The sequence below is a fragment of the Oxalobacteraceae bacterium OTU3CINTB1 genome (assembly GCA_024123955.1).
GTDB lineage: Bacteria > Pseudomonadota > Gammaproteobacteria > Burkholderiales > Burkholderiaceae_D > Rugamonas.
Genome location: CP099652.1, coordinates 1,792,086 through 1,812,844, shown reverse-complemented (window position 1 = coordinate 1,812,844; position 20,759 = coordinate 1,792,086). Strand labels below are relative to the sequence as shown.

Here is a 20,759-nt window from a genome sequence, read left to right as displayed (position 1 = left end):
AGGAATAGAACCTCGCCATCGATAGGACGTGCATGACGCACCTGAACGATCTGCCTTTCGCGACGCTGCAGTTTTACACCACGGCGCCCTACCCTTGCAGCTATCTGGACGCGCGCCAGGCGCGCTCGCAGGTGGCTACGCCTTCCCACCTGATCAACGCCGACGTCTACTCGGAACTCGTCAAAAACGGTTTCCGGCGCAGCGGCATCTTTACATACCGGCCATATTGCGACGGCTGCCAGGCTTGCATCCCGGTGCGCGTGGTGGTCGACCAGTTTGCTCCCAACCGGGGCCAGCGCCGCGCCTGGGCCCGGCACGGCGACCTGCGCGCCGGCGTCGCCACCCTGCAATTCTCCGACGAGCACTACGAGCTGTACCTCCGCTACCAGAGCAAGCGCCACGCCGGCGGCGGCATGGACCAGGACAGCCGCGACCAGTACGCGCAATTCCTGCTGCAAAGCCGCGTCAACACGCGCTTGGTCGAGTTCCGCGAGCCCGGCGGCACCTTGCGCATGGTCAGCATCATCGACGTGCTGTCGGACGGCCTGTCGTCGGTGTACACCTTCTTCGATCCGGATGTCGAGGGCGCCTCCTACGGCACCTTCAACGTGCTGTGGCAGATCGCCCAGGCGCGCGAGTTGAGCCTGCCCTACATCTACCTGGGCTACTGGATCAGGGAAAGCCCGAAAATGTCCTATAAAACCAACTTCAAACCGCTGGAAGCGCGCATCAAGGGCGTGTGGAGCGTGTTGGAGGCCTGATAAACGCTGATAAAATACCGGGGCCAACAACCAGAGCCCCCTCATGTCCGAAAAATTCCTGTATTCCCTGGCCCGTCCGATGCTGTTCTCGATGGACGCCGAAGCCGCGCACCACTTCACCCTTCCCGCGCTTAAACGCGCCGCCGCGCTGGGCCTGACCAAGCTGGTCAAGCAACCGGCGGCGGACCCGCGCACCGTGATGGGTGTCACGTTCAAGAATCCGGTCGGCCTCGCCGCCGGGCTGGACAAGGACGGCGCCTTCATCGACGCGCTGGCGGACCTCGGCTTCGGCTCGATCGAAGTTGGCACGGTCACCCCACGCGGCCAGGCGGGCAACCCAAAGCCGCGCATGTTCCGCCTGCCGGCCGCGCACGCCATCATCAACCGCATGGGCTTTAACAACGGCGGCGTCGACGCCTTCGTCGCCAATGTGCAGGCGTCGCGCTTCTACCAGGACAAGGCCGGCGTGCTGGGCCTGAACATCGGCAAAAACGCCGACACGCCGATCGAGCGCGCGGCCGACGACTATCTGCACTGCCTGGAAAAAGTCTATCCGTACGCCAGCTATGTGACGGTCAATATTTCCTCGCCCAACACCAAGAACCTGCGCCAGTTGCAAGGCGGCTCCGAGCTCGACGGCCTGCTGGCGCAGCTGAAGGATGCGCAGGCGCGTCTGGCCGACCAGCACAAGCGCTACGTGCCGCTGGCCCTGAAAATCGCGCCGGACATGGACGGCGACCAGGTCAAGAACATCGCCGACGCGCTGCTGCGCCACAAGATCGACGGCGTCATCGCCACCAACACCACCCTGAGCCGCGACGCCGTGGCCGGCATGCGCCACGGCGCCGAGGCGGGCGGACTGTCGGGCGCGCCGGTGTTCGAGCTGTCCAACACCGTCATCCGCCTGCTCAAGGCCGAGCTGGGCGACGCCCTGCCGATTATCGGCGTTGGCGGTATCATGCGCGGTGCGGACGCCAAGGTCAAAATGGACTGCGGCGCGCAACTGGTGCAGTTGTACAGCGGCCTGATCTACGCTGGCCCGGCATTGGTCAACGATTGCGCGCAGGCCGTGCGCGGACATTAAGGAGCGGGTATGCAAAAGGTACAACTTGGTTCCAGCGATCTGAAGGTCACGAAGATTTGCCTGGGGACGATGACGTTCGGCGAGCAAAACACCGAGGCCGACGCCCACAGCCAGCTCGACTACGCGGTCGAGCGCGGCATCAACTTCATCGACACCGCCGAGATGTATCCGGTCATGCCGCGCGCCGAAACGCAGGGCGCCACCGAGCGCTTCATCGGCAGCTGGCTGAAGAAATCCGGCATGCGCGACAAGGTGGTGCTGGCGACCAAGGCAGCCGGCCCGAATCCGAACATCCACTGGGTACGCGACGGCAAGCTCAACTTCGACGCCGCCAACCTGCGCGCGGCGGTCGACACCAGCCTGCAACGCCTGCAAACCGAGCATATCGATTTATATCAATTGCACTGGCCCAGCCGCAACGTGCCGATCTTCGGCGCCAGCGTCTTCAATCCACAGCTCGAGCGCGAGTGCGTGGCTGTCGAGGAAACCTTGGCCGCGCTGGCCGAGCTGATCAAGGAAGGCAAGATCGGCGCGATCGGCGTCTCCAACGAATCGTGCTGGGGCGTGAGCGAGTTCATCAAGCAATCGGAGATGAAGGGCCTGCCGCGCATCGCCTCCATCCAGAACCTGTACAACCTGACGGCGCGCCACTACGAGACCAGTTTCCTCGACGAGACCTGCTTCCGCGAGAACGTCGGACTGCTGGCGTACAGCCCGCTCGCTTTCGGCCAGCTGACGGGCAAGTACCACGACGACCCGAACGCGCACGGCAGGCTGACGATCTTCCCGCCGACGTGGAGCCCACGCTACCTGCGGCCGACGGTGCTGGCGGCTGTCGCACAATACACCGAGCTCGCGCGCGACAACGGCCTGACGCCGACGCAACTGGCGCTGGCCTGGTGCTACGGCCGCTGGAACGTCGCCTCGACCATCATCGGCGCGACCAGCCTGGCGCAGCTGAAGGAAAACATCGACGCCTACGACGTCACGCTCACGCCGGAAATCATCGCGCAAATCGACGCCATCCACGCCAGCCTGCCCAATCCCGGCCAATAAAAACCCAAGGGGGTCAGTGCCGACATTCGGACACGAACTGGACAGCAAGAATGCTTTCATCGAAAGCGTCTCCGCATCAGCCCGTGTCCGAATGTCGGCACTGACCCCGGGGGGGGTGTTGTTTGGATATATGGTTAGACGCAATGGTTCGTTGGTGTTCAATTGTGCGGCTGCTATCCTGTGCCACTACCTTCGCACACGAGACCGCCACATGACTTCACGCCACATCGCCACACCGCTTTTGCTGAGCACGCTGATCGCCACCATCGTCATCCCCGCCTTCGCGCAGGACGCGCCCGCCGACGGCGAGTTGCAGTCGGTGGTCGTCACTGGCACCTACGCCAAGAACCGCCGCACCATCGATTCCGAATCGCCCGTCGACATCATCAGCGCGCGCGAGCTGCAGGCCAGCGGCTCGACCGAACTGGCCACCGTGCTCGGCCGTCTGGTGCCGTCGATGAACTTCCCGCGCCCGTCCGGCGCCGACACCAGCGATGCCGTGCGCCCGGCCCAGTTGCGCGGCCTGTCGCCCGACCAGACCCTGGTGCTGGTCAACGGCAAGCGCCGCTACACCTCGGCCGTGGTCAACGTCAACGGCACGCAAGGCCGCGGCTCGGCGCCGGTCGACCTGAACGCGATCCCGCTGGCGGCGATCGAACGCATCGAGGTGCTGCGCGACGGCGCGGCGGCCCAGTATGGCTCCGACGCGATCGCCGGCGTCATCAACATCATCCTCAAAAAAGGCGCGGCCGGCGGCGATGTCGAAGTTGGCTACGGCGAGCACAAGGAAGGCGACGGCAAACAGAAAACCGTGCGCGGCTCGGCCGGCTTCAGTCTCGGCGACCAGGGCTGGGTGCGCGTGGCCATCGAGGCGGCCGACCGCGATCCGACCAACCGCGCCGGCGTCGATACGCGCCCGGTCGCCGGCTCCCAGATCGGCAAGGTCAACCAGCGTTACGGCGACCCCGACAGCAAGCCGCGGACGATCTTCGCCAATAGCCAGTACCGCGTGACCGACGACATCGACTGGTACGCCTTCGCCAGCTACGGCGAGCGCAAGACGTCGGCGGCGGCCACCTGGCGCGCGCCGTCCTCGTCGCGCAAGCTCTATCCGGACGGCTTTTTGCCGCTGCAGGACAGCACCTCGACCGACCAGTCGCTGGTGACCGGCCTGCGCGGTGAACTGTCAGGCTGGCGTTGGGACGCCAGCCTGAACTACGGCAGGAACAAGTTTGAGCTCGACCTCGACAACACCATCAACTTCGACCTGATCGACGACAGCCCGACGCATTTCTACGCCGGCAAGCTGCAGAACACGCAAGGGCTGTTCAACTTCGACATCGCCAAGGAATTCCCGGTGGCCGCCTTCAGCGGTCCGCTGACGGTCGCCTTGGGCGTCGAGGCCCGCCACGAACAATACGAGATCGGCGCCGGCGATGCGGCCTCCTACTACCGCAGCGGCGCGCAGGGTTTCTCCGGCTTCCGCCCGGTCAACGCCGGCAAGAACAGCCGCAACAACAAGTCGATCTACGCGAACTTCGAGGCCGACATCACCAGGCAATTGTCGGCGTCGGCGGCCGTGCGCCACGAGCGCTACAGCGACTTCGGCAACACCACCTCGGTCAAGGGCTCGACCCGCTACGCGTTCAATCCGCAGGTGTCGCTGCGCGCGACGGCTTCGTCCGGCTTCCGCGCGCCGTCGCTGGCGCAGCAGTTCTACACCATCACGACGACTAATTTCTCGATCATCAACAACGTCAACACCCCGATCGAGACCGGCACCTTCGCGGTCGGCAGCGCCGCCGCCGATGCGCTCGGCGCGCAGCAGCTGAAGGCCGAGAAAGCCCGCAACTACAGCGTCGGCCTGCAAGTGCAGCCGACCCGCAACTGGAGCGCCAGCGTCGACGCCTACCGCATCGACATCGACGACCGCATCGCGCTGTCGACCAGCATGACCTTGTCGCCGGCCTTGCGCAACACGCTGGCCAACCAGGGACTGCTGGTCGGCGCGGCGCGCTACTTCACCAACGCCATCGATACCCGCACCACAGGCGTCGACGTGGTCAGCACCTACCGTTGGGATCTGGCCAGCGCCGGCCGCTACGACTTCACGTTGGCGTACAACCGCAACAAGAATTCGGTACAGCACGTCAACGACAACCCGGCCATCCTGACCGCCAACGGCCTGACCCTGATCGACCGCCAGACCGTCAATCGCCTGACGGTCGGCTCGCCGAAGGACAAGTTCAGCCTGGCGACCGACTACACCTTGGGCGCCTGGAACGCGCGCGGCGTGGTGACGCGCTACGGCAGCTTCACCGTGCCGCAAAACAATCCGGCGCAGGATCAGGTATACGATCCGCAATGGGTGCTGGACCTGTCGGCCAGCGTCAAGCTGAGCAAGAACTGGCGCCTGAGCTTGGGCGTCGACAACGTGACCGACAAGTATCCGGACACCATCACGTCGGTGGCCAACCTCAACCTCAACGGCATCAACCTGTACAGCGGCTGGGCGCCGAACGGCTTCAACGGCCGCTACTACTACGCCAAGGCAGGTTACAGCTGGTGATCGCGCCCTAAGCCGATGATATCCACGGAGACACGTAGGGGGGATTAGGCGGAACGCCGTAATCCACCATCGATGAGCTGCCGTCGGAGCACGCATTGGCGGATTACGCTGCGCTAATCCGCCCTACGTGATTCAGGATTTTTCACATGGGATTTGACCAGACAAAAAAATGGCCGCTTTTTCAGCGGCCATTTTTTTGTCAGGCGATGTCGCCGCCGTTTAACGCGGCATCGATTTCCTCGCGCGTCAGATCCGGCGCGAATTGCTGGATGAAGTGGTAGGCGTACGAGCGCAGATATGCGCCCTTGCGCACCGCCAGCCGCGTCGTGTTCGGCGCGAACAGATGCGACGCCTCGACCGCGCGCATGCCCTTGTCGCGGCCGTGGTCGAACGCCATCGAGGCGACGATGCCCACGCCCAGACCGAGCGCGACATATTGCTTGATGACGTCCGAATCCATCGCCGTCAAGACGATATCGGGCTTGACGCCGGCCTGCGAGAACGCCGCGTCGATATGCCCGCGTCCGGTGAACCCGACGTCGTAGGTAATCAGCGGGAACTCAGCCAGATCCTCCAGCTTGATCGGCGAGCGGCCCAGCAACGGATGGCCGTCCGGCACGACGATCAAGTGGCTCCAGCGGTAGCACGGGAAGGACACCAGGTCCGGGAACTGCGACAAGCCCTCGGTGGCGATGCCGATATCGGTCTTGCCCGACAAAATCCACTCGGCGATATGCTCCGGCGCGCTCTGCTGCAAGGCGATGCGCACGTCCGGATAGGCGGTGCGGAAACTCTGCACCACTTTCGGCAGCGCATAGCGCGCCTGCGTGTGCGTGGCGGCGACGCTGAGCGTGCCGCTTTGCTGGCCGGTGTATTCCAGGCTGGCCTGCTGCAAGTTCTCCGCCTCGATCAGCAGGCGGTCGATGATCTTGAGGATGCCCTTGCCCGGCTCCGTCATGCCGGTCAGGCGCTTACCGTTACGTTCGAAAATCACGACGCCCAGTTCGTCTTCCAGCTCGCGGATCTGGCGGCTCACGCCGGGCTGCGAGGTGAACAAGGCATTCGCCACTTCGGTCAGGTTGTAGCCGCGCCGGGCGGCTTCGCGGATCGACCGCAGTTGTTGAAAATTCATATGGAAGCTCCAGCGTCGACAAACACATGCAGGCGCTTGGGACGCACCACCAACGTCTCGCCCTCTTTCAATTGCAGATGGCTGAAACGCTCGTTCGACATTACCGCCTCGATCAGCTCGGACGTATCGTCGCGCTCCAGGTCCAGCTGCGCCAGCGGACCGATCGCGTGCGCGCGGCGCAGCTTGACGACGATGCCTTCGGCGCCCGGCGTGTAGCGTTCGATGTCCAGGTCGTGCGGACGAACATAGGCCGTGCCCTTGCCGTCGGCGTCCGGTTGGCCCGGCACCTGGAAGGTCGCGCCGCCACTGGCCAGCACGCCATCCTGCACGCGGCCGTGGAACATGTTGACGTTGCCCAGGAAGCCGTACACGAACGGCGAGGCCGGATGGTTGTAGACCTGGTCCGGCGCGCCGATCTGCTCGACATTACCCTTGTTCATCAGCACCACCTGGTCGGCCACTTCCAGCGCCTCCTCCTGGTCGTGGGTGACGAAGATCGACGTCACATGCAGGTCGTCGTGCAGGCGACGCAGCCAGCGGCGCAATTCCTTACGGACCTTGGCGTCGAGCGCGCCGAACGGCTCGTCCAGCAGCAGCACGCGCGGCTCGACCGCCAGCGCGCGCGCCAGCGCAATACGCTGGCGCTGACCGCCCGACAGTTGCGGCGGATAGCGGTCGGCCAGCCAATCGAGCTGCACCAGTTCCAGCAATTCCTTGACCTTGCGGCGGATCTGGTCTTCGGAAGGCCGCTCGGCGCGCGGTTTCACGCGCAGGCCGAAGGCGACGTTCTCGAACACGGTCATATGCTTGAACAGCGCGTAGTGCTGGAACACGAAGCCGACCTGGCGCTCGCGCACATGGCGGTGCGAGGCGTCGTTGGAATCGAGCAGCACCTGGCCGGAGTCCGGATGCTCGAGGCCGGCGATGATGCGCAGCAGGGTCGTCTTGCCGCAGCCGGACGGTCCCAGCAGCGCGGTCAGCTCGCCCGCAGGGAAGTCCAGCGAGACATTGTTGAGGGCGACGAAATCGCCGAACCGCTTGTTGATGTTTTTAACTTCGATCGTCATGTCAGTGCTCCTTGGAACGTGCGTCATCGGCGATCGATTCGTTCAAGCGCCAAGAGATAAAGGATTTCAGGGCCAGCGTCACCAGCGCCAGCAAGGCCAGCAGGGACGCCACGGCAAAGGCGGCGGCGAAGTTGTATTCGTTGTACAGAATCTCGACCTGCAGCGGCACGGTGTTGGTTTCGCCACGGATGTGGCCGGACACCACCGACACCGCGCCGAACTCGCCCATCGCGCGGGCGTTGCACAGGATCACGCCGTACAGCAGGCCCCACTTAATGTTTGGCAAGGTCACGCGGCGGAAGGTGTCCCATCCCGAAGCGCCGAGCACGATGGCGGCCTCTTCTTCTTCGCTGCCTTGCGCCTGCATCAGCGGGATCAGCTCGCGCGCCACGAACGGGAAGGTGACGAAGATGGTCGCCAGCACGATGCCGGGCACGGCGAACAGGATCTTGATGTCATGCTCCTGCAGCCACGGCCCCATCCAGCCTTGCGCGCCGAACAGCAGCACGTAGATCAGGCCGGAGATCACCGGCGACACCGAGAACGGCAGGTCGATCAGGGTCAGCAAAAAGCTCTTGCCCCGGAACTCGAACTTGGCGATACACCACGAAGCGGCCACCCCGAACACCAGGTTCAGCGGCACGGCGATGACGGCAGTGATCAGGGTCAGCTTGATGGCGGAGATCGCGTCTTCCTCGATGATGGCCGCCACGTAGGCTTCCCAGCCCTTGCGGAAGGCTTCGGCGAACACGGCCACCAGCGGCACGAACAGGAACACGGTCAGGAAGGTCAGCGCGATGGCGATCAGCACGCCGCGCACCCACAAAGGTTCGAGGGTTTTCGGCGCCGACGGCAGTTCGCCGCGACGCACCGGGACGGTAGGCAGTCCGCTCATATTATTTACCCGACTTTCCGCGAGCCCAAGCTTGCAACAGGTTGATGGTCAACAGCATGATGAACGACACCACCAGCATCACCACCGCGATCGCGGTGGCGCCGGCGTAGTCGTATTGCTCGAGTTTGGTGATGATGAACAGCGGCGTGATCTCGGAAATCATCGGCATGTTGCCGGCGATGAAAATCACCGAGCCGAATTCGCCGGTGGCGCGGGCGAAAGCCAGCGCGAAGCCGGTCATAAGCGACGGCATAATGGTCGGGAACACCACGCGTGTAAAGGTTTGGAAGGCGTTGGCGCCCAGGCTGGCGGCAGCCTCTTCCAGTTCGCGCTCGGCATCCTCGAGCACCGGCTGCACCGTCCGCACCACGAACGGCAAGCCGATGAAGGTCAGCGCGACGACCACGCCAAGCGGCGTGAACGCTACTTTAATGCCGAGCACGCCCTCGATGAACTGGCCGAACCAGCCGTTGGCCGAATACAGCGCCGTCAGGGTGATGCCGGCGACGGCCGTCGGCAACGCGAACGGCAGGTCGACCAGCGCGTCGATGATGCGCTTGCCGGGAAACTCGTAGCGCACCAGCACCCAGGCAACGATGCCGCCGAAAATCACATTAATAAATGCGCCGATCAGCGAAGCGCCAAAGGTCAGCCGGTACGAGGCCATCACGCGGTCGGAGGTGACGGCGGCCCAGAAGCCTTCCCACGTCATCGTGAAGGTCTTGAGGAAGACCGCCGACAATGGAATCAGCACGATCAGCGTGAGATAGAAAATCGTGAATCCCAGCGATAGCCGGAAACCCGGCATCACGCGGAATGGCGCGCCCCTGGCGGCCACGGGGGCCGTGGCGGGCGCTGCAAGAACTGCTGACATGAATGCTCCCTTATTACAAATTCTTCTATAAGGGCTGCATAATCTCATCTGTGCTTCATATTACAAACGAAGCATTTTTCATTAAGTTAGACGAATAGGCTATATAGCTACTCACATTATGAGTTTGGCGGCCACCGCTACCAGAATGAAAGCCAGCAGGCCGCGCAGCAGCCGCTCCGGCACCGATTTGGCGAAGTAGGAACCGATGGTGATGCCCGGCACCGACCCCACCAGCAGAGTCAGCAACAGCATCCAGTTGATCGAGCCCAGCCACCAGTGGCCGACGGCGGCGATGGCCGTCAGCGGCACCGCATAGGCGATGTCGGTGCCGGCCACTTCGGCCGGGGTCAGCTTGGGATACAGCATCACCAGCACGGTCGCGCCGACGGCGCCGGCGCCGATCGACGAGATGGTGACCAGAGTGCCGAGCACGGCGCCGGCAAAAATGGTGGCGGCGGTCAACCTGCCCCCCTGCAACTGGCGGTGCGGATGCGCGTTGATCCATGCCAGCATTTTGCGGCGGAACAGCAGCGCGCAGACGGTCAGCATGACGGAGCCGGCGATGGAATAACGGATGATCTGGCCCAGCTCCGGGCTGAGGGTGCCGAAGTATTTAAGGCCGACGCTGGCGAGCACTGCGGCCGGCAGGGCGCCGACGCACAGGCGCCGCACGATGTCCCATTGGACGGTGCCGCGCAAACGGTGGGTGAAGGTGCCGACGCTCTTGGTCAGCGAGGCGAAGGCCAGGTCGGTGCCGACGGCGACCGCCGGCGAAACGCCGAACAGCAAGGTCAGCAGAGGCGTCATCAGCGAGCCGCCGCCGACACCGGTCATGCCCACCAACAGCCCCACCGCGAAACCTGAAATGACAAACGATACATCCATACAATTCCCCAAGAGTAGGCCGCAGGGTACCTACTCTAGGGAAATATCCAAACAACGCAATCCTTATTTGCTTATGCGCTTTTTATTTCGATCACTTGTTCGGCTGTGGCGTGACGCGCAGGTAAGGTTTAGCGGCGGTGAAGCCTTTCGGATACTTTTGCTTCAGCACTTCCGGGTCCTGCACGGTCAGCGGGATGATGACGTCGTCGCCATCTTTCCAGTTGCCGGGAGTGGCCACGGTGTAGGCGTCGGTCAGTTGCAGGGCGTCGATGACGCGCAGCACTTCGTCGAAGTTGCGGCCGGTGCTCATCGGATAGGTCAGGCTCAGGCGGACTTTTTTGCTCGGATCGATGACGAACAGGGTGCGCACGGTGGCCGTGGTCGACGCGTTCGGGTGGATCATGTCGTACAGGGCGGCGACCTTGCGGTCCTCGTCGGCGATGATCGGGAAGCCGACCACGGTGTCCTGGGTCGATTCGATGTCGGCGATCCAGCCCTTGTGCGATTCGGCCGGGTCGACCGACAGCGCGATCGCCTTGACGTTGCGCTTGTCGAATTCCGGTTTCAGCTTGGCCGTCAGGCCCAGCTCGGTGGTGCAGACGGGCGTGAAGTCGGCCGGGTGCGAGAACAGCACCACCCAGGAATCGCCCGCCCACTCGTGGAACTTCAGCTTGCCGATGGAGGAGTCTTGTTCAAAATCGGGGGCGGTATCGCCGAGTCGTAATGTCATGGTGGTCTCCAGGAGTTGTTACAGGTTGAGTTGGCACCGGCGATCAATGCGCCGCGAGGGCCCTATTCTGCACCTGATCTATTAAAAAATACAAGATTTCCAGTCCTTCGGGCCAATCGCCCAGGCCGGACTCGGCGTTGATATGTCCCAGCGCCCCGCCGTTGATGAATTGGCTGTGCCAGCGTTCGGCCCACGAGGCCGCGCGCGGCGCCGCCATCCACGGATCGTCGGTGCTGCCGATCACGATCGATGGCACCGGCAGCGCCTGCTTCGGCAACTGGTCGGCGACGTTGAACTTGTCCGGATCGGCCGGCGCCACCAGCAGCAGGCCGGCCACGCCGGACGGGTCGCGCGCCACGCTGTGCACGCTCGCCAGGCTGCCGAAACTGTGCGCGACGATCAGCAGCGGGCGCGCATCGCCCTTGCCCGCCTGGCGCACCCGGTCGACCCGGGCCGACCAGCGCGCCAGATCAGGCGCCTCCCAATCGTCCTGCTCGACCCGCTCGAAGTGGGGAAACAGGCGCTGCCAGCGGCTTTGCCAGTGATCCGGTCCGCTGTTATGCAAGCCCGGCGCAACCAGGACACGAAAATCCGCGATGGCAAGGCCGGACATGTCGCTTACTTCGGCTGGTAGATCTGGTCGAACACGCCGCCGTCGGCGAAGTGCGTCTTCTGCGCCTTGGCCCAGTCGCCGGAAATGTCGGCGATCGTGAACAGTTTGACGGCCGGGAACTGCGCGGCGTACTTCTTCGCCTCTTTCTCGACAGCCGGACGGTAGTAGTTCTTGGCGATGATTTCCTGAGCGGCGTCGGTGTAGAGGAAGTTCAGGTAAGCCTCGGCCACCTTGCGGGTGCCGCGCTTGTCGACCACCTTGTCGACCACGGCCACCGGCGGCTCGGCCAGGATCGACACCGATGGCGCGACGATGTCGAACTTGCTCGGTCCCAGTTCCTTGATGGCAAGCAGCGCTTCGTTTTCCCAGGCGATCAGCACGTCGCCGATGCCGCGCTCGACGAAAGTGGTGGTGGCGCCGCGCGCGCCGGAATCGAGCACCGGCACGTTCTTGTACAGTTTGCCGAGGAATTCCTTGGCGCTCACTTCGGTGCCGCCCGGCTGGCGCAGCGCGTAGCCGTAAGCGGCCAGGTGGTTCCAGCGGGCGCCGCCGGAGGTTTTCGGATTCGGGGTGATGACGGCCACGCCAGGCTTGACCAGATCGTTCCAGTCCTTGATGCCTTTCGGGTTGCCCTTGCGGACCAGGAACACGATGGTCGAGGTGTACGGGGTGCTGTTGTGCGGCAGTTTCTTCTGCCAGTCCGGCGCCAGGATCTTGCGTTCGGCGATGGCGTCGATGTCATAGGCCAGGGCCAGCGAGACCACGTCCGCTTCCAGGCCGTCGATGACGGCGCGGCCCTGCTTGCCGGAACCGCCGTGCGATTGCTTGATCTTGACGGTATCGCCGGTCTTGGCTTTCCAGTCCTTGGCGAAGGCGGCGTTGACGTCCTGGTACAGCTCGCGCGTCGGGTCGTAGGACACGTTGAGCAGGGAAATTTCAGCGGCGAGGGCAAACGACGCGGAGGTTGCGGCCGTAGCGGCAAAAATGGCTGCGGCGATGATTTTTTTGGACAGCATTTGATTCCCCTAGTTATGTTAGACCAAAGAGTAATGCCGTCCCTTATAAATGAGAACTAAGCTTTTATCAGTTCCATATACAGAAATCAAATAAAGAAATTGTAGGGCGGATTAGGCGCAGCCGTAATCCGCCATGGAGGCGCCGATAACGCATGCATGGCGGACTAGTAAAAGCGATTGAACAGCACCACGGCCCACGTCGCCGTAGCCAGCAGGCAGGCCAGCAGCACGGCCGCGCTGCCGAAGTCCTTGGCGTTTTTCGACAGCGGGTGGCGTTCGAGCGAAATCCGGTCAACCACCGCCTCGATCGCCGAGTTAATCAATTCGACGATCAGCACCAGGACCAGCACCGCGATCAGCACCAGCTTCTCGAACGCCGACACCTTGAGCACCAGCGCGACCAGGGTGCCGGCGACAAACAGTCCCAGTTCCTGGCGGAACGCATGCTCGTGCTTCCAGGCGGCCTTCAAGCCGTCGATCGAGTAGAAAAAGGCGGAGAAGATCCGTTTCAGGCCGCTTTTGCTTTTGAATTCGCTGACAGGTTCCATGAACGATAAGACGAGATAAAGATGACGCATTATGCATCAATTCCCATTTTTTTCACATTATGGTATAACGTAGATACCGAATACTGCACCGCACCAACCACATCATGAAAATCGAAACCGTTCCTGAGCAAAAGACCACTATCCAGGTGATCGAACGCATGGTGGCGTTATTAGACGCTCTCGCCAAATACCCCGATCCCGTGAGCCTGAAGGAATTGTCCAAGGTTTCCGGGCTCCACCCTTCCACCGCGCACCGCATCCTCAACGACATGGTGCTCACGCGCTTTGTCGACCGCATCGAACCGGGGACCTATCGCCTCGGCATGCGCCTGCTGGAACTGGGCAACGTGGTCAAGAGCCGGCTGTCGGTGCGCGAGGCGGCGCTGGATTTCATGCGTGCATTGCACAAGAAGACCCAGCAGACCATCAACCTGTCGGTGCGCCAGGGCGACGAGATCGTCTACATCGACCGCGCCTTCTCGGAACGCTCGGGCATGCAGGTGGTGCGCGCAATCGGCGGACGCGGTCCGCTGCACCTGACCTCGACCGGCAAGCTGTTCCTGTCGGTGGACGAGCCCAAAGCCATCCGCGCCTACGCCACGCGCACCGGACTGGCCGGGCACAACAAGAATTCGATCACGGATTTGTCCAAGCTCGAGCGCGAACTCGGCCTGGTGAAGTCGCGCGGCTACGCGCGCGATAACGAGGAATTGGAACTGGGGGTGCGTTGCATGGCCGCCGGGATCCACGACGACAGCGGCAAGCTGATTGCCGGGCTGTCGATCTCGGCGCCGGCCGACCGTCTGCAGGAAGACTGGCTGGAAGATCTGGTCACAACCGCCAACCAGATCTCCGCCACACTCGGTTACATGCCGGTCGAATAAACCGGCGAGCTGCTGTTGGTGGTCAGCGCGGCAGGCTTGAGCGCCTGCAGCCAGGTGCGCATGCGGCCGGCATCGGCGGTACGCGACTGCTTGCCCTTGGAATCCAGAAACACCATGATCACCGAACGGCCTTCGATCACCGCTTGCATCAGCAGGCAGCGGCCGGCTTCATTGATGAAACCGGTCTTTTGCAGGCCGATCGCCCAGTCGGGGCTGGCCACCAGATGATTGGTGGTGCCGAACTGCATCGGACGGCCGTTGGCTTCGACGATGGCTTTGGAATCGGTGGAGAACTGGCGCAGCATCGGATGCTGGTAAGCCGCCATCGCCAGCTTGGCCAGGTCGCGGGCGCTGGCCACATTCATTTTCGACAGGCCACTGGAATCGACATAATGGGTGTCGGTCATGCCCAGTTCGCGGGCCTTGGCGTTCATCGCCTCGACAAACGCCGGCTTGCCACCCGGGTAGTTGCGGCCGAGTGCCGACGCGGCGCGGTTTTCCGAGCTCATCAGGGCGATGTGCAGCATATTGGCGCGGGTCAGCTGGGCGCCGACGCGCAGGCGCGAGCTGCTGAATTTTTCGCGGTCGACGTCCTCGTCGGTCACGGTTAGCACCTCGTCCATGTCCTGGTTGGCTTCCACCACCACCAGGCCGGTCATCATCTTGGTGATCGAGGCGATCGGCAAGGCGACGTTGGAATTCTTTTCAAACAGTACTTCCGAGTTGGCCTGGTCCAGCACCAGCGCCACGTTGGACTTGAGGTCCAGCGGATCGTGCGTGGAACTCAAACCGGCCAGGTCGCCCATGGTCGGCATGGCCGGCGCGGCGGTGATGAGGCGCTGGTAGACCACCTTGCGGCGGCCGTTGACCTTGGTCACGCGCTTGACCATGCGGTCGCCGGAATCGACCGCGGCGAGGCGCATGGTCTGGCGGGCCTTGGCTTTTTTGACCACGGCTTTTTTCGGCGCGGCGGTGTTGGCGGTCGCAGCCTGGGCGGCAGTCATGCCGGCGGATGCAAACATCAGCGAAATGAGCGCACTTAACGCTAGTTTATACATTCGTATCCCCAAAAGAAGAAAAGCCGGATTTCACAATCGACTGTTGCAGTGTAGCAAAATGGTGAGGGAGCGCAAGCTAAATTATCCTTGGCAGCATCTTTGGTTGCGGATCTGCAATACGCATTTGGCTACCCTTTTATGCAAGCTAGTCCTTAACGACAAATTTAACAAATTCTTCAAGGCGCATGCGCTCGGTAATCAAAGAATTTTCAATTTTTGTCGTATCGGCGTAACCGAGCGCCATGCCGCACACCACGGTTTCGTTTTCGGGGATGTTCAGGACAGAACCGATGACCCGATGATACTGCGTAAAGGCGGCTTGCGGACAAGTATCTAGTCCGCGCGCGCGCGCCGCCACCATCACGCTCTGCAAAAACATCCCGTAGTCGAGCCAGGAGCCCTGTTCCATGATGCGGTCGATCGTAAAGATCAGCCCGACCGGCGCGCCGAAAAATTCATAGTTGCGTCCATGCTGGGCCGCCATGCCGGCCTTGTTCTCCCGGGTGAGCCCGAGCAACGCATATAAGTCCCAGCCGACCTTGCGGCGGCGATCGATATACGGCGAGACCCATTCCCTCGGGTAATACGCGTACTCCTCCGTGTGCAGCCTGGCTTGCTCCGGATCGTTATGTATGGCCAGAATCGCCGAAGACAACTCCTGCTTGCGCTCGCCTTCCAGCACATACACCTTCCACGGCTGGGTATTGGTGCCGGACGGCGCCCTGCCCGCCACCTGCAGGATTTGCAAAATATCCTCGCGCGCCACGGGTTGCGGCGTATAGGCGCGGATCGAGCGGCGCGACGTGATCGCGGCATCCACCGCTTGCTGTTCCGGAGTAGTAATCATGTGTCCTCGCTATGTGGGTTTGCGCTTGCTGACCACGAAAAACACCCCGGTGACCGCCAGCGCCATGCCCGCCACGCCGAGGAGATTAAACACTTCGCCGAACATCAGCCACGCCATGACGGCGGTGGTGGGCGGCGTCAGATACATCAGGCTGGTGACCTGGGTGGCGTCGCTGCGCCGTATCAGCGCGAACAACAGGAAGATGGCGCCGATCGACAGACCCAAAACCGACCACAACAACGCTCCGATGAACTGCGGCGTCCACTGCACCGCAGCAAACTCCGCCGTCCAGCCTTCGAATATGATAGCCAGCGGCAACACCACCACAGTGGACGCGGCGAACTGGATGACGGTGCCCGTGCGCAAGTCGAACTGTGGGCAATGACGTTTCTGGTACATGGTGCCCACCGTGATGGACACCAGCGCCAGCACGCACAGCGCGATCGCCTCGACCGACAGGCCGGTCAACTTGATCTTGGCGGCCACCACCAAGGCGACGCCGCCGATACCGAACAGCAACCCCAGCCATTGGCGCGGCAACACCTTTTCGCCGATCAACGGCGCGGCAAAGGCGGTCAGGATCGGTTGCATGCCGACGATCAGCGCCGACAAGCCGGCCGGCATGCCCAGTTTGATGGCGCACCAAACGCCGATCAGATAACCGGCCTGGACCAACACCCCGGCCAGCGCGACCTGCCAGATCTTGCCGCGCGGCCAAGGCGCCCGCAGCAGCAGGACCAACGGCACCAGCACCACCAGCACGCCGACAAAACGCATCAACAGGAAGGTCAGCGGCGGCGCATACGGCAATCCGAACTTCGCCACGATGAAGCCGCTGCTCCATAAGAGTACAAAAAACAACGGCATGGGCGACAGGAAGGTCGCGTGCGTGGCGGGTGGTTTTGCAGCGGAAAAGGCGGTCGGCGTATCGGGCATGAAAACTGACTAGCTGGCTGAAAGGAAACCGGCGACCAGAAAACGGCACCGGCACGATGCCCGCCGAGTCTATCACGGCGAGCGCTCCGGCATTGGCGTGGGCTCCGGAGCAAGCAATCACGCCATGTTTTTCAGTGCACCGCAATAAGTTTTAGCTGGGAAATGCTTCCTCAAACCGATGTTTCATGCCTTGATGCAACGCACAAAAAATCGCTTGACTTAATTTCGCAACGCCGTAAAATCGCCTTTGTTGCGTTGCACAATTTGATCGGTTCGAAACGTGCATTCTGTTTCTCGCCGACGTAGAACGGCAGTATCCAATTAATGACTATTTTTCTGGAGAGTTAAATGTTTTCAATCCCTGAGCAATTTTCCAATGCGACCAAAGCCAACTTTGAAGCACAGTTCGCTATCTTCTCGGCCCTGACCAACAAGGCGTTTGAAGGCGTGGAGAAGTTTGTCGACCTGAACCTGACCGCCGCCAAGGCGTCGCTGGAAGAGTCGTCGATCACCACCAAGCAGCTGCTGTCGGCCAAAGATCCGCAAGAATTCTTCTCGCTGGCATCCGCTCAGGCCCAGCCGACCGCTGAAAAAACCATCGCTTACGGTCGTCACCTGGCGAACATCGCCCAGAGCACCAGCGCCGAGTTCAGCAAAGCCGCTGAAACCCAAATCGCCGAAACCAACCGCAAAGTCATCTCGCTGGTGGAAGAAGTGACCAAGAACGCCCCGGCCGGCAGCGAAAACGCCGTCGCCATGTTCAAATCGGCCATCGGCAACGCCAACGCCGGCTACGAGCAGTTCAGCAAGACCGCCAAGCAAGCTGCCGAGTCGATCGAAAGCAACGTTGCCCAAGCCGTGAACCAGTTCTCCGCAGCCGCCGCCAAGGTCGCTCCGGCACGCAAGTAATCAGGAATAGTGGCCGACGCCAAGGCGCCCGTGCCCGTTCTGCGGTCTCCTCGGCATCCGTGGTGTCCTCCTGACGGATGTCCTTAAAAGCCTCGGCGCGTGCCGGGGCTTTTTTTTGGCCGCCGCTGGTCTGGCGGCTTATGGGAATACTTACTCGCCCAGATAGGCCGCTTTGACGCGCGGATCGTCCAGCATGTCGCGGGCGTTGCCGGTCATCGTGATATTGCCCGAATCCATGACATAGCCGCGATGCGCCGCTTGCAGCGCCAGCTTGGCGTTCTGTTCGACCAGCAAGATGGTGATTCCCTCTTTCGAGACATTGCGGATCACTTCGAAAATCTTCTCGACCATGATCGGCGACAGCCCCATCGACGGCTCGTCCAGCAACAACAAATTCGGATGCGACATCAGCGCGCGCGCCATCGCCAGCATCTGCTGCTCGCCGCCCGACAAGGTGCCGGCCATCTGCGCCGCCCGCTCCTTCAGGCGCGGGAAAACGTCGAACCACTTGGCGATGTCGGCCTCGATGCCGGCCTTGTCGTTGCGGGTGAAGGCGCCCATCATCAGGTTTTCCTGGATCGACATGCGGGTGAACACGCCGCGTCCTTCCGGCACCATCGCCAGCTTCTTCTGCACCAGATGGAAGGACTTGCTGCCTTTCAGCGACTCGCCCTCGTAGCTGATCGTGCCTTCCACCTTGCAGGCCGGCAGGGTGCCGGTGATGGCTTTCAGGGTCGTGGTCTTGCCGGCGCCGTTGGCGCCGATCAGCGCCACCAGCTCGCCCTTGTTCACTTCCAGGTCGATACCCTTGACGGCCTTGATGCCGCCGTACGCGACTTTCAGTCCCGACACTTTTAGAACGTTTGCGCTTACGTTACCGCTCATTAGTGCGATCCTCCCAGATAGGCTTCGATGACCGCCTGATTGCTCTGTATTTCTGCCGGCAGACCCTCGGCGATCGGCTTGCCGTATTCCAGCACCATCAGCCGGTCGCACAGGCCCATCATCATTTTGACGTCGTGCTCGATCAGCAATACGGTCTTGCCCTCGTTCTTGATCTTGACCAGCAACTCGCGCAGCGCCAGTTTCTCGGTCGCGTTCATGCCGGCTGCCGGTTCATCCAGCGCCAGCAACTGCGGATCGGTGGCCAGCGCGCGGGCGATTTCCAGGCGGCGCTGGTCGCCGTACGACAGGAAGCGCGACGTGCGGTTGGCGAACTGGCCGATGCCGACGAAGTCCAGCAGTTCCTGCGCGCGCTTGCGGATGCTCGCCTCCTCCTCGCGCGCCGCCTTGTGGCGGAACACGGCGCCGAACACGCCTTGGTGCGAGCGCACGTGGCGCCCGACCATGACGTTTTCCAGCGCGGTCATCTCGCCGAACAGGCGGATGTTCTGGAAGGTGCGGGCGATGCCGGCCTTGGCCACCTCATGCGGCGCGGACGGCGAATACGGCTTGCCGGCCAGCTCGAAGGTGCCCGTGTCCGGCTGATACAGCCCGGTGATGACGTTGAAGAACGTGGTTTTGCCGGCGCCGTTGGGACCGATCAGGCCGTAGATCTGGCCCTTCAGGATCTTGATGCCGACATCGGTCAGCGCCTGCAGGCCGCCGAAGCGCTTGTTGACGCCGGCGATGTTGAGAATGACTTGTTCGCTCATAGTTGTTTCCTCAAGCCGCCACGGTGCCGGACGATTGATCTTTGGTATCCGAATCGCTGTCGGGACGGTCTTCATGCTTGGGCGCGGGCCACAGGCCGGCCGGACGGTTGAGCATGATCAGCACCATGGCCAGGCCGTACAGCAACTGGCGCAGCACTTCGGCTTCGATCAGGATGTGGCCGAACAGCTTTTGCTGCAGCGGTTCGACGACGTGCCGCAATACCTCCGGCAACGCCGCCAGCAGCGCGCCGCCCATGATCACGCCGGGAATATGGCCGATACCGCCCAGCACTACCATCGCCAGCACGGCGATCGACTCGGTCAGGGAGAACGATTCCGGCGACACGAAGCCCTGGAACGAGGCGAACAGCGCGCCGGCGACGCCGCCGAACGAGGCGCCCATCGAGAACGCCAGCAACTTGACGTTGCGGGTGTTGATGCCCATCGCCTTGGCGGCGATCTCGTCCTCGCGGATCGCGACCCAGGCGCGGCCCAGGCGCGAGTGCTGCAAACGCGACGTGACGAACACAATGGCGATGCACAGGAACAGGAACAGGAAATAGTAGGCGTTCACGGAAGGCATCGAGAAGCCGCCGATAACGACGTTGGCGCGCGAACCGGCCTCCCCCGCCAGATTGACGCCGAACACGCGGATCGGGTCGATCAGGTTGATGCCCTGCGGACCGTTGGTGAAGTTGATCGGCTCGTTCAGGTTGTTCATGAAGATACGGATGATCTCGCCGAAGCCCAGGGTCACGATGGCCAGGTAGTCGCCGCGCAACTTCAGGGTCGGAGCGCCCAGCAGCGCGCCGAACAGGCCGGCCGTGGCGGCCGCCAGCGGCACGATCACCCATACCGACAGGTGGATGCCGTTTTGCTGGATCTCAGGTCCGAAGATGGACACCAGCGACTCGCCCAGCACCGGGTACTGGTTGATGACCGATTCGAGCAGCGCCGCGAATTGCGGCGAGGCCAGCAGGCCGGTCATGTAGGCGCCCACCGCGTAGAACGCGATGTAGCCCAGATCGAGCAGGCCGGCGAAGCCGACCACGATGTTCAGGCCGAGCGCCAGCATGATGTACAGCAGCGCCATGTCGATGATGCGGACCCACGAGTTGCCGAACTGCGCGGCAAAGAACGGGAAGATCAGCAAGCCGATGAAGATTACGGCCATGCTGCCGTAGGCCTTGCGCGGATTGCGGGAAACGTCGAAATTGAGAATAGCCATGAGGTCCCCCTG

At 62.5% G+C, this 20,759-nt stretch carries 21 protein-coding genes; 6 read left to right on the top strand and 15 right to left on the bottom strand.

The window, feature by feature from the left end; genetic code table 11:
* Window positions 1-32: 32 nt before the first annotated feature.
* From NHH73_07835 to NHH73_07820, 4 genes are all read left to right on the top strand, one after another.
* Window positions 33-761: an arginyltransferase gene (locus NHH73_07835; GenBank protein USX28180.1), complete on the top strand. Its 729-nt coding sequence runs from the start codon at window positions 33-35 to the stop codon at window positions 759-761.
* 43 nt (window positions 762-804) lie between these two features.
* Window positions 805-1,845, top strand: a complete 1,041-nt coding sequence (locus NHH73_07830) for a quinone-dependent dihydroorotate dehydrogenase (GenBank protein ID USX28179.1) — start codon at window positions 805-807, stop codon at window positions 1,843-1,845.
* Window positions 1,846-1,854: 9 nt separating this feature from the next.
* A complete protein-coding gene (locus NHH73_07825; GenBank protein USX28178.1) occupies window positions 1,855-2,901 on the top strand; it encodes an aldo/keto reductase in 1,047 nt (348 codons plus the stop codon).
* A 211-nt stretch (window positions 2,902-3,112) separates the two neighbouring features.
* Window positions 3,113-5,470 (top strand): TonB-dependent receptor, encoded by a 2,358-nt coding sequence (locus tag NHH73_07820; GenBank protein ID USX28177.1) that lies wholly within the window; start codon window positions 3,113-3,115, stop codon window positions 5,468-5,470.
* A 199-nt stretch (window positions 5,471-5,669) separates the two neighbouring features.
* Here NHH73_07820 and NHH73_07815 read toward each other — a convergent pair whose 3' ends face one another.
* The 9 genes from NHH73_07815 to NHH73_07775 all read right to left on the bottom strand — a co-directional run bounded on the left by NHH73_07815 (window position 5,670) and on the right by NHH73_07775 (window position 13,230).
* A complete protein-coding gene (locus NHH73_07815; protein USX28176.1) occupies window positions 5,670-6,602 on the bottom strand; it encodes a CysB family HTH-type transcriptional regulator in 933 nt (310 codons plus the stop codon).
* The gene (locus tag NHH73_07810) at window positions 6,599-7,669 is read right to left on the bottom strand and encodes a sulfate ABC transporter ATP-binding protein (GenBank protein ID USX28175.1); all 1,071 of its coding nucleotides are present in this window, start codon (window positions 7,667-7,669) and stop codon (window positions 6,599-6,601) included. The genes NHH73_07815 and NHH73_07810 overlap by 4 nt, the downstream gene beginning before the upstream one ends.
* A 1-nt stretch (window position 7,670) precedes the next feature.
* Window positions 7,671-8,564: a sulfate ABC transporter permease subunit CysW gene (gene cysW, locus NHH73_07805; protein ID USX28174.1), complete on the bottom strand. Its 894-nt coding sequence runs from the start codon at window positions 8,562-8,564 to the stop codon at window positions 7,671-7,673.
* 1 nt (window position 8,565) lies between these two features.
* The gene (cysT, locus tag NHH73_07800; protein USX28173.1) at window positions 8,566-9,438 is read right to left on the bottom strand and encodes a sulfate ABC transporter permease subunit CysT; all 873 of its coding nucleotides are present in this window, start codon (window positions 9,436-9,438) and stop codon (window positions 8,566-8,568) included.
* Between the two features lie 111 nt (window positions 9,439-9,549).
* Window positions 9,550-10,323: a sulfite exporter TauE/SafE family protein gene (locus NHH73_07795; GenBank protein USX28172.1), complete on the bottom strand. Its 774-nt coding sequence runs from the start codon at window positions 10,321-10,323 to the stop codon at window positions 9,550-9,552.
* 91 nt (window positions 10,324-10,414) lie between these two features.
* Window positions 10,415-11,053, bottom strand: a complete 639-nt coding sequence (locus NHH73_07790) for a peroxiredoxin (protein ID USX28171.1) — start codon at window positions 11,051-11,053, stop codon at window positions 10,415-10,417.
* Between the two features lie 43 nt (window positions 11,054-11,096).
* Window positions 11,097-11,666, bottom strand: a complete 570-nt coding sequence (locus NHH73_07785; GenBank protein ID USX28170.1) for an alpha/beta hydrolase — start codon at window positions 11,664-11,666, stop codon at window positions 11,097-11,099.
* A 5-nt stretch (window positions 11,667-11,671) separates the two neighbouring features.
* The gene (locus NHH73_07780) at window positions 11,672-12,682 is read right to left on the bottom strand and encodes a sulfate ABC transporter substrate-binding protein (GenBank protein ID USX28169.1); all 1,011 of its coding nucleotides are present in this window, start codon (window positions 12,680-12,682) and stop codon (window positions 11,672-11,674) included.
* Window positions 12,683-12,846: 164 nt separating this feature from the next.
* On the bottom strand, window positions 12,847-13,230 hold the full coding sequence (locus NHH73_07775; GenBank protein USX28168.1) for a diacylglycerol kinase: 384 nt from the start codon (window positions 13,228-13,230) through the stop codon (window positions 12,847-12,849).
* A gap of 104 nt (window positions 13,231-13,334) precedes the next feature.
* Here NHH73_07775 and NHH73_07770 point away from each other — a divergent pair, with 104 nt between their 5' ends.
* Window positions 13,335-14,114: an IclR family transcriptional regulator gene (locus NHH73_07770; protein USX28167.1), complete on the top strand. Its 780-nt coding sequence runs from the start codon at window positions 13,335-13,337 to the stop codon at window positions 14,112-14,114.
* On the opposite strand, the gene pbpG is transcribed toward NHH73_07770, so the two are convergent.
* From pbpG to NHH73_07755, 3 genes are all read right to left on the bottom strand, one after another.
* Window positions 14,096-15,172 (bottom strand): D-alanyl-D-alanine endopeptidase, encoded by a 1,077-nt coding sequence (pbpG, locus tag NHH73_07765; protein ID USX28166.1) that lies wholly within the window; start codon window positions 15,170-15,172, stop codon window positions 14,096-14,098. The genes NHH73_07770 and pbpG overlap by 19 nt on opposite strands.
* Before the next feature lie 145 nt (window positions 15,173-15,317).
* The gene (locus NHH73_07760) at window positions 15,318-16,019 is read right to left on the bottom strand and encodes a nitroreductase (protein ID USX28165.1); all 702 of its coding nucleotides are present in this window, start codon (window positions 16,017-16,019) and stop codon (window positions 15,318-15,320) included.
* A gap of 9 nt (window positions 16,020-16,028) precedes the next feature.
* Window positions 16,029-16,955, bottom strand: a complete 927-nt coding sequence (locus NHH73_07755) for a DMT family transporter (GenBank protein USX28164.1) — start codon at window positions 16,953-16,955, stop codon at window positions 16,029-16,031.
* Window positions 16,956-17,303: 348 nt separating this feature from the next.
* Between NHH73_07755 and NHH73_07750 the strand changes: the two genes are divergently transcribed.
* Complete coding sequence (locus NHH73_07750; GenBank protein ID USX28163.1) at window positions 17,304-17,864, top strand: phasin family protein; 561 nt, start codon at window positions 17,304-17,306, stop codon at window positions 17,862-17,864.
* Between the two features lie 150 nt (window positions 17,865-18,014).
* On the opposite strand, the gene NHH73_07745 is transcribed toward NHH73_07750, so the two are convergent.
* The 3 genes from NHH73_07745 to NHH73_07735 are packed head-to-tail and all read right to left on the bottom strand — an operon-like array spanning window position 18,015 to window position 20,747.
* Window positions 18,015-18,749 carry an ABC transporter ATP-binding protein gene (locus NHH73_07745; GenBank protein ID USX28162.1) on the bottom strand — a complete coding sequence of 245 codons (735 nt, stop codon included), beginning with the start codon at window positions 18,747-18,749 and terminating at the stop codon, window positions 18,015-18,017.
* On the bottom strand, window positions 18,749-19,519 hold the full coding sequence (locus tag NHH73_07740; GenBank protein ID USX28161.1) for an ABC transporter ATP-binding protein: 771 nt from the start codon (window positions 19,517-19,519) through the stop codon (window positions 18,749-18,751). Before NHH73_07740 ends, NHH73_07745 begins: the two co-directional genes overlap by 1 nt.
* A 10-nt stretch (window positions 19,520-19,529) precedes the next feature.
* Window positions 19,530-20,747 carry an ABC transporter ATP-binding protein gene (locus NHH73_07735; GenBank protein USX28160.1) on the bottom strand — a complete coding sequence of 406 codons (1,218 nt, stop codon included), beginning with the start codon at window positions 20,745-20,747 and terminating at the stop codon, window positions 19,530-19,532.
* Between the last annotated feature and the right edge of the window lie 12 nt (window positions 20,748-20,759).

Excerpts from the sequence above, each read along its gene's own strand:
- NHH73_07835 (USX28180.1), top strand. The coding sequence starts at position 33 with ATGACGCACCTGAACGATCTGCCTTTCGCGACGCTGCAGTTTTACACC.
- NHH73_07830 (USX28179.1), top strand. The coding sequence starts at position 805 with ATGTCCGAAAAATTCCTGTATTCCCTGGCCCGTCCGATGCTGTTCTCG.
- NHH73_07825 (USX28178.1), top strand. The coding sequence starts at position 1,855 with ATGCAAAAGGTACAACTTGGTTCCAGCGATCTGAAGGTCACGAAGATT.
- NHH73_07820 (USX28177.1), top strand. The coding sequence starts at position 3,113 with ATGACTTCACGCCACATCGCCACACCGCTTTTGCTGAGCACGCTGATC.
- NHH73_07815 (USX28176.1), bottom strand. The coding sequence starts at position 6,602 with ATGAATTTTCAACAACTGCGGTCGATCCGCGAAGCCGCCCGGCGCGGC.
- NHH73_07810 (USX28175.1), bottom strand. The coding sequence starts at position 7,669 with ATGACGATCGAAGTTAAAAACATCAACAAGCGGTTCGGCGATTTCGTC.
- cysW (USX28174.1), bottom strand. The coding sequence starts at position 8,564 with ATGAGCGGACTGCCTACCGTCCCGGTGCGTCGCGGCGAACTGCCGTCG.
- cysT (USX28173.1), bottom strand. The coding sequence starts at position 9,438 with ATGTCAGCAGTTCTTGCAGCGCCCGCCACGGCCCCCGTGGCCGCCAGG.
- NHH73_07795 (USX28172.1), bottom strand. The coding sequence starts at position 10,323 with ATGGATGTATCGTTTGTCATTTCAGGTTTCGCGGTGGGGCTGTTGGTG.
- NHH73_07790 (USX28171.1), bottom strand. The coding sequence starts at position 11,053 with ATGACATTACGACTCGGCGATACCGCCCCCGATTTTGAACAAGACTCC.
- NHH73_07785 (USX28170.1), bottom strand. The coding sequence starts at position 11,666 with ATGTCCGGCCTTGCCATCGCGGATTTTCGTGTCCTGGTTGCGCCGGGC.
- NHH73_07780 (USX28169.1), bottom strand. The coding sequence starts at position 12,682 with ATGCTGTCCAAAAAAATCATCGCCGCAGCCATTTTTGCCGCTACGGCC.
- NHH73_07775 (USX28168.1), bottom strand. The coding sequence starts at position 13,230 with ATGGAACCTGTCAGCGAATTCAAAAGCAAAAGCGGCCTGAAACGGATC.
- NHH73_07770 (USX28167.1), top strand. The coding sequence starts at position 13,335 with ATGAAAATCGAAACCGTTCCTGAGCAAAAGACCACTATCCAGGTGATC.
- pbpG (USX28166.1), bottom strand. The coding sequence starts at position 15,172 with ATGTATAAACTAGCGTTAAGTGCGCTCATTTCGCTGATGTTTGCATCC.
- NHH73_07760 (USX28165.1), bottom strand. The coding sequence starts at position 16,019 with ATGATTACTACTCCGGAACAGCAAGCGGTGGATGCCGCGATCACGTCG.
- NHH73_07755 (USX28164.1), bottom strand. The coding sequence starts at position 16,955 with ATGCCCGATACGCCGACCGCCTTTTCCGCTGCAAAACCACCCGCCACG.
- NHH73_07750 (USX28163.1), top strand. The coding sequence starts at position 17,304 with ATGTTTTCAATCCCTGAGCAATTTTCCAATGCGACCAAAGCCAACTTT.
- NHH73_07745 (USX28162.1), bottom strand. The coding sequence starts at position 18,749 with ATGAGCGGTAACGTAAGCGCAAACGTTCTAAAAGTGTCGGGACTGAAA.
- NHH73_07740 (USX28161.1), bottom strand. The coding sequence starts at position 19,519 with ATGAGCGAACAAGTCATTCTCAACATCGCCGGCGTCAACAAGCGCTTC.
- NHH73_07735 (USX28160.1), bottom strand. The coding sequence starts at position 20,747 with ATGGCTATTCTCAATTTCGACGTTTCCCGCAATCCGCGCAAGGCCTAC.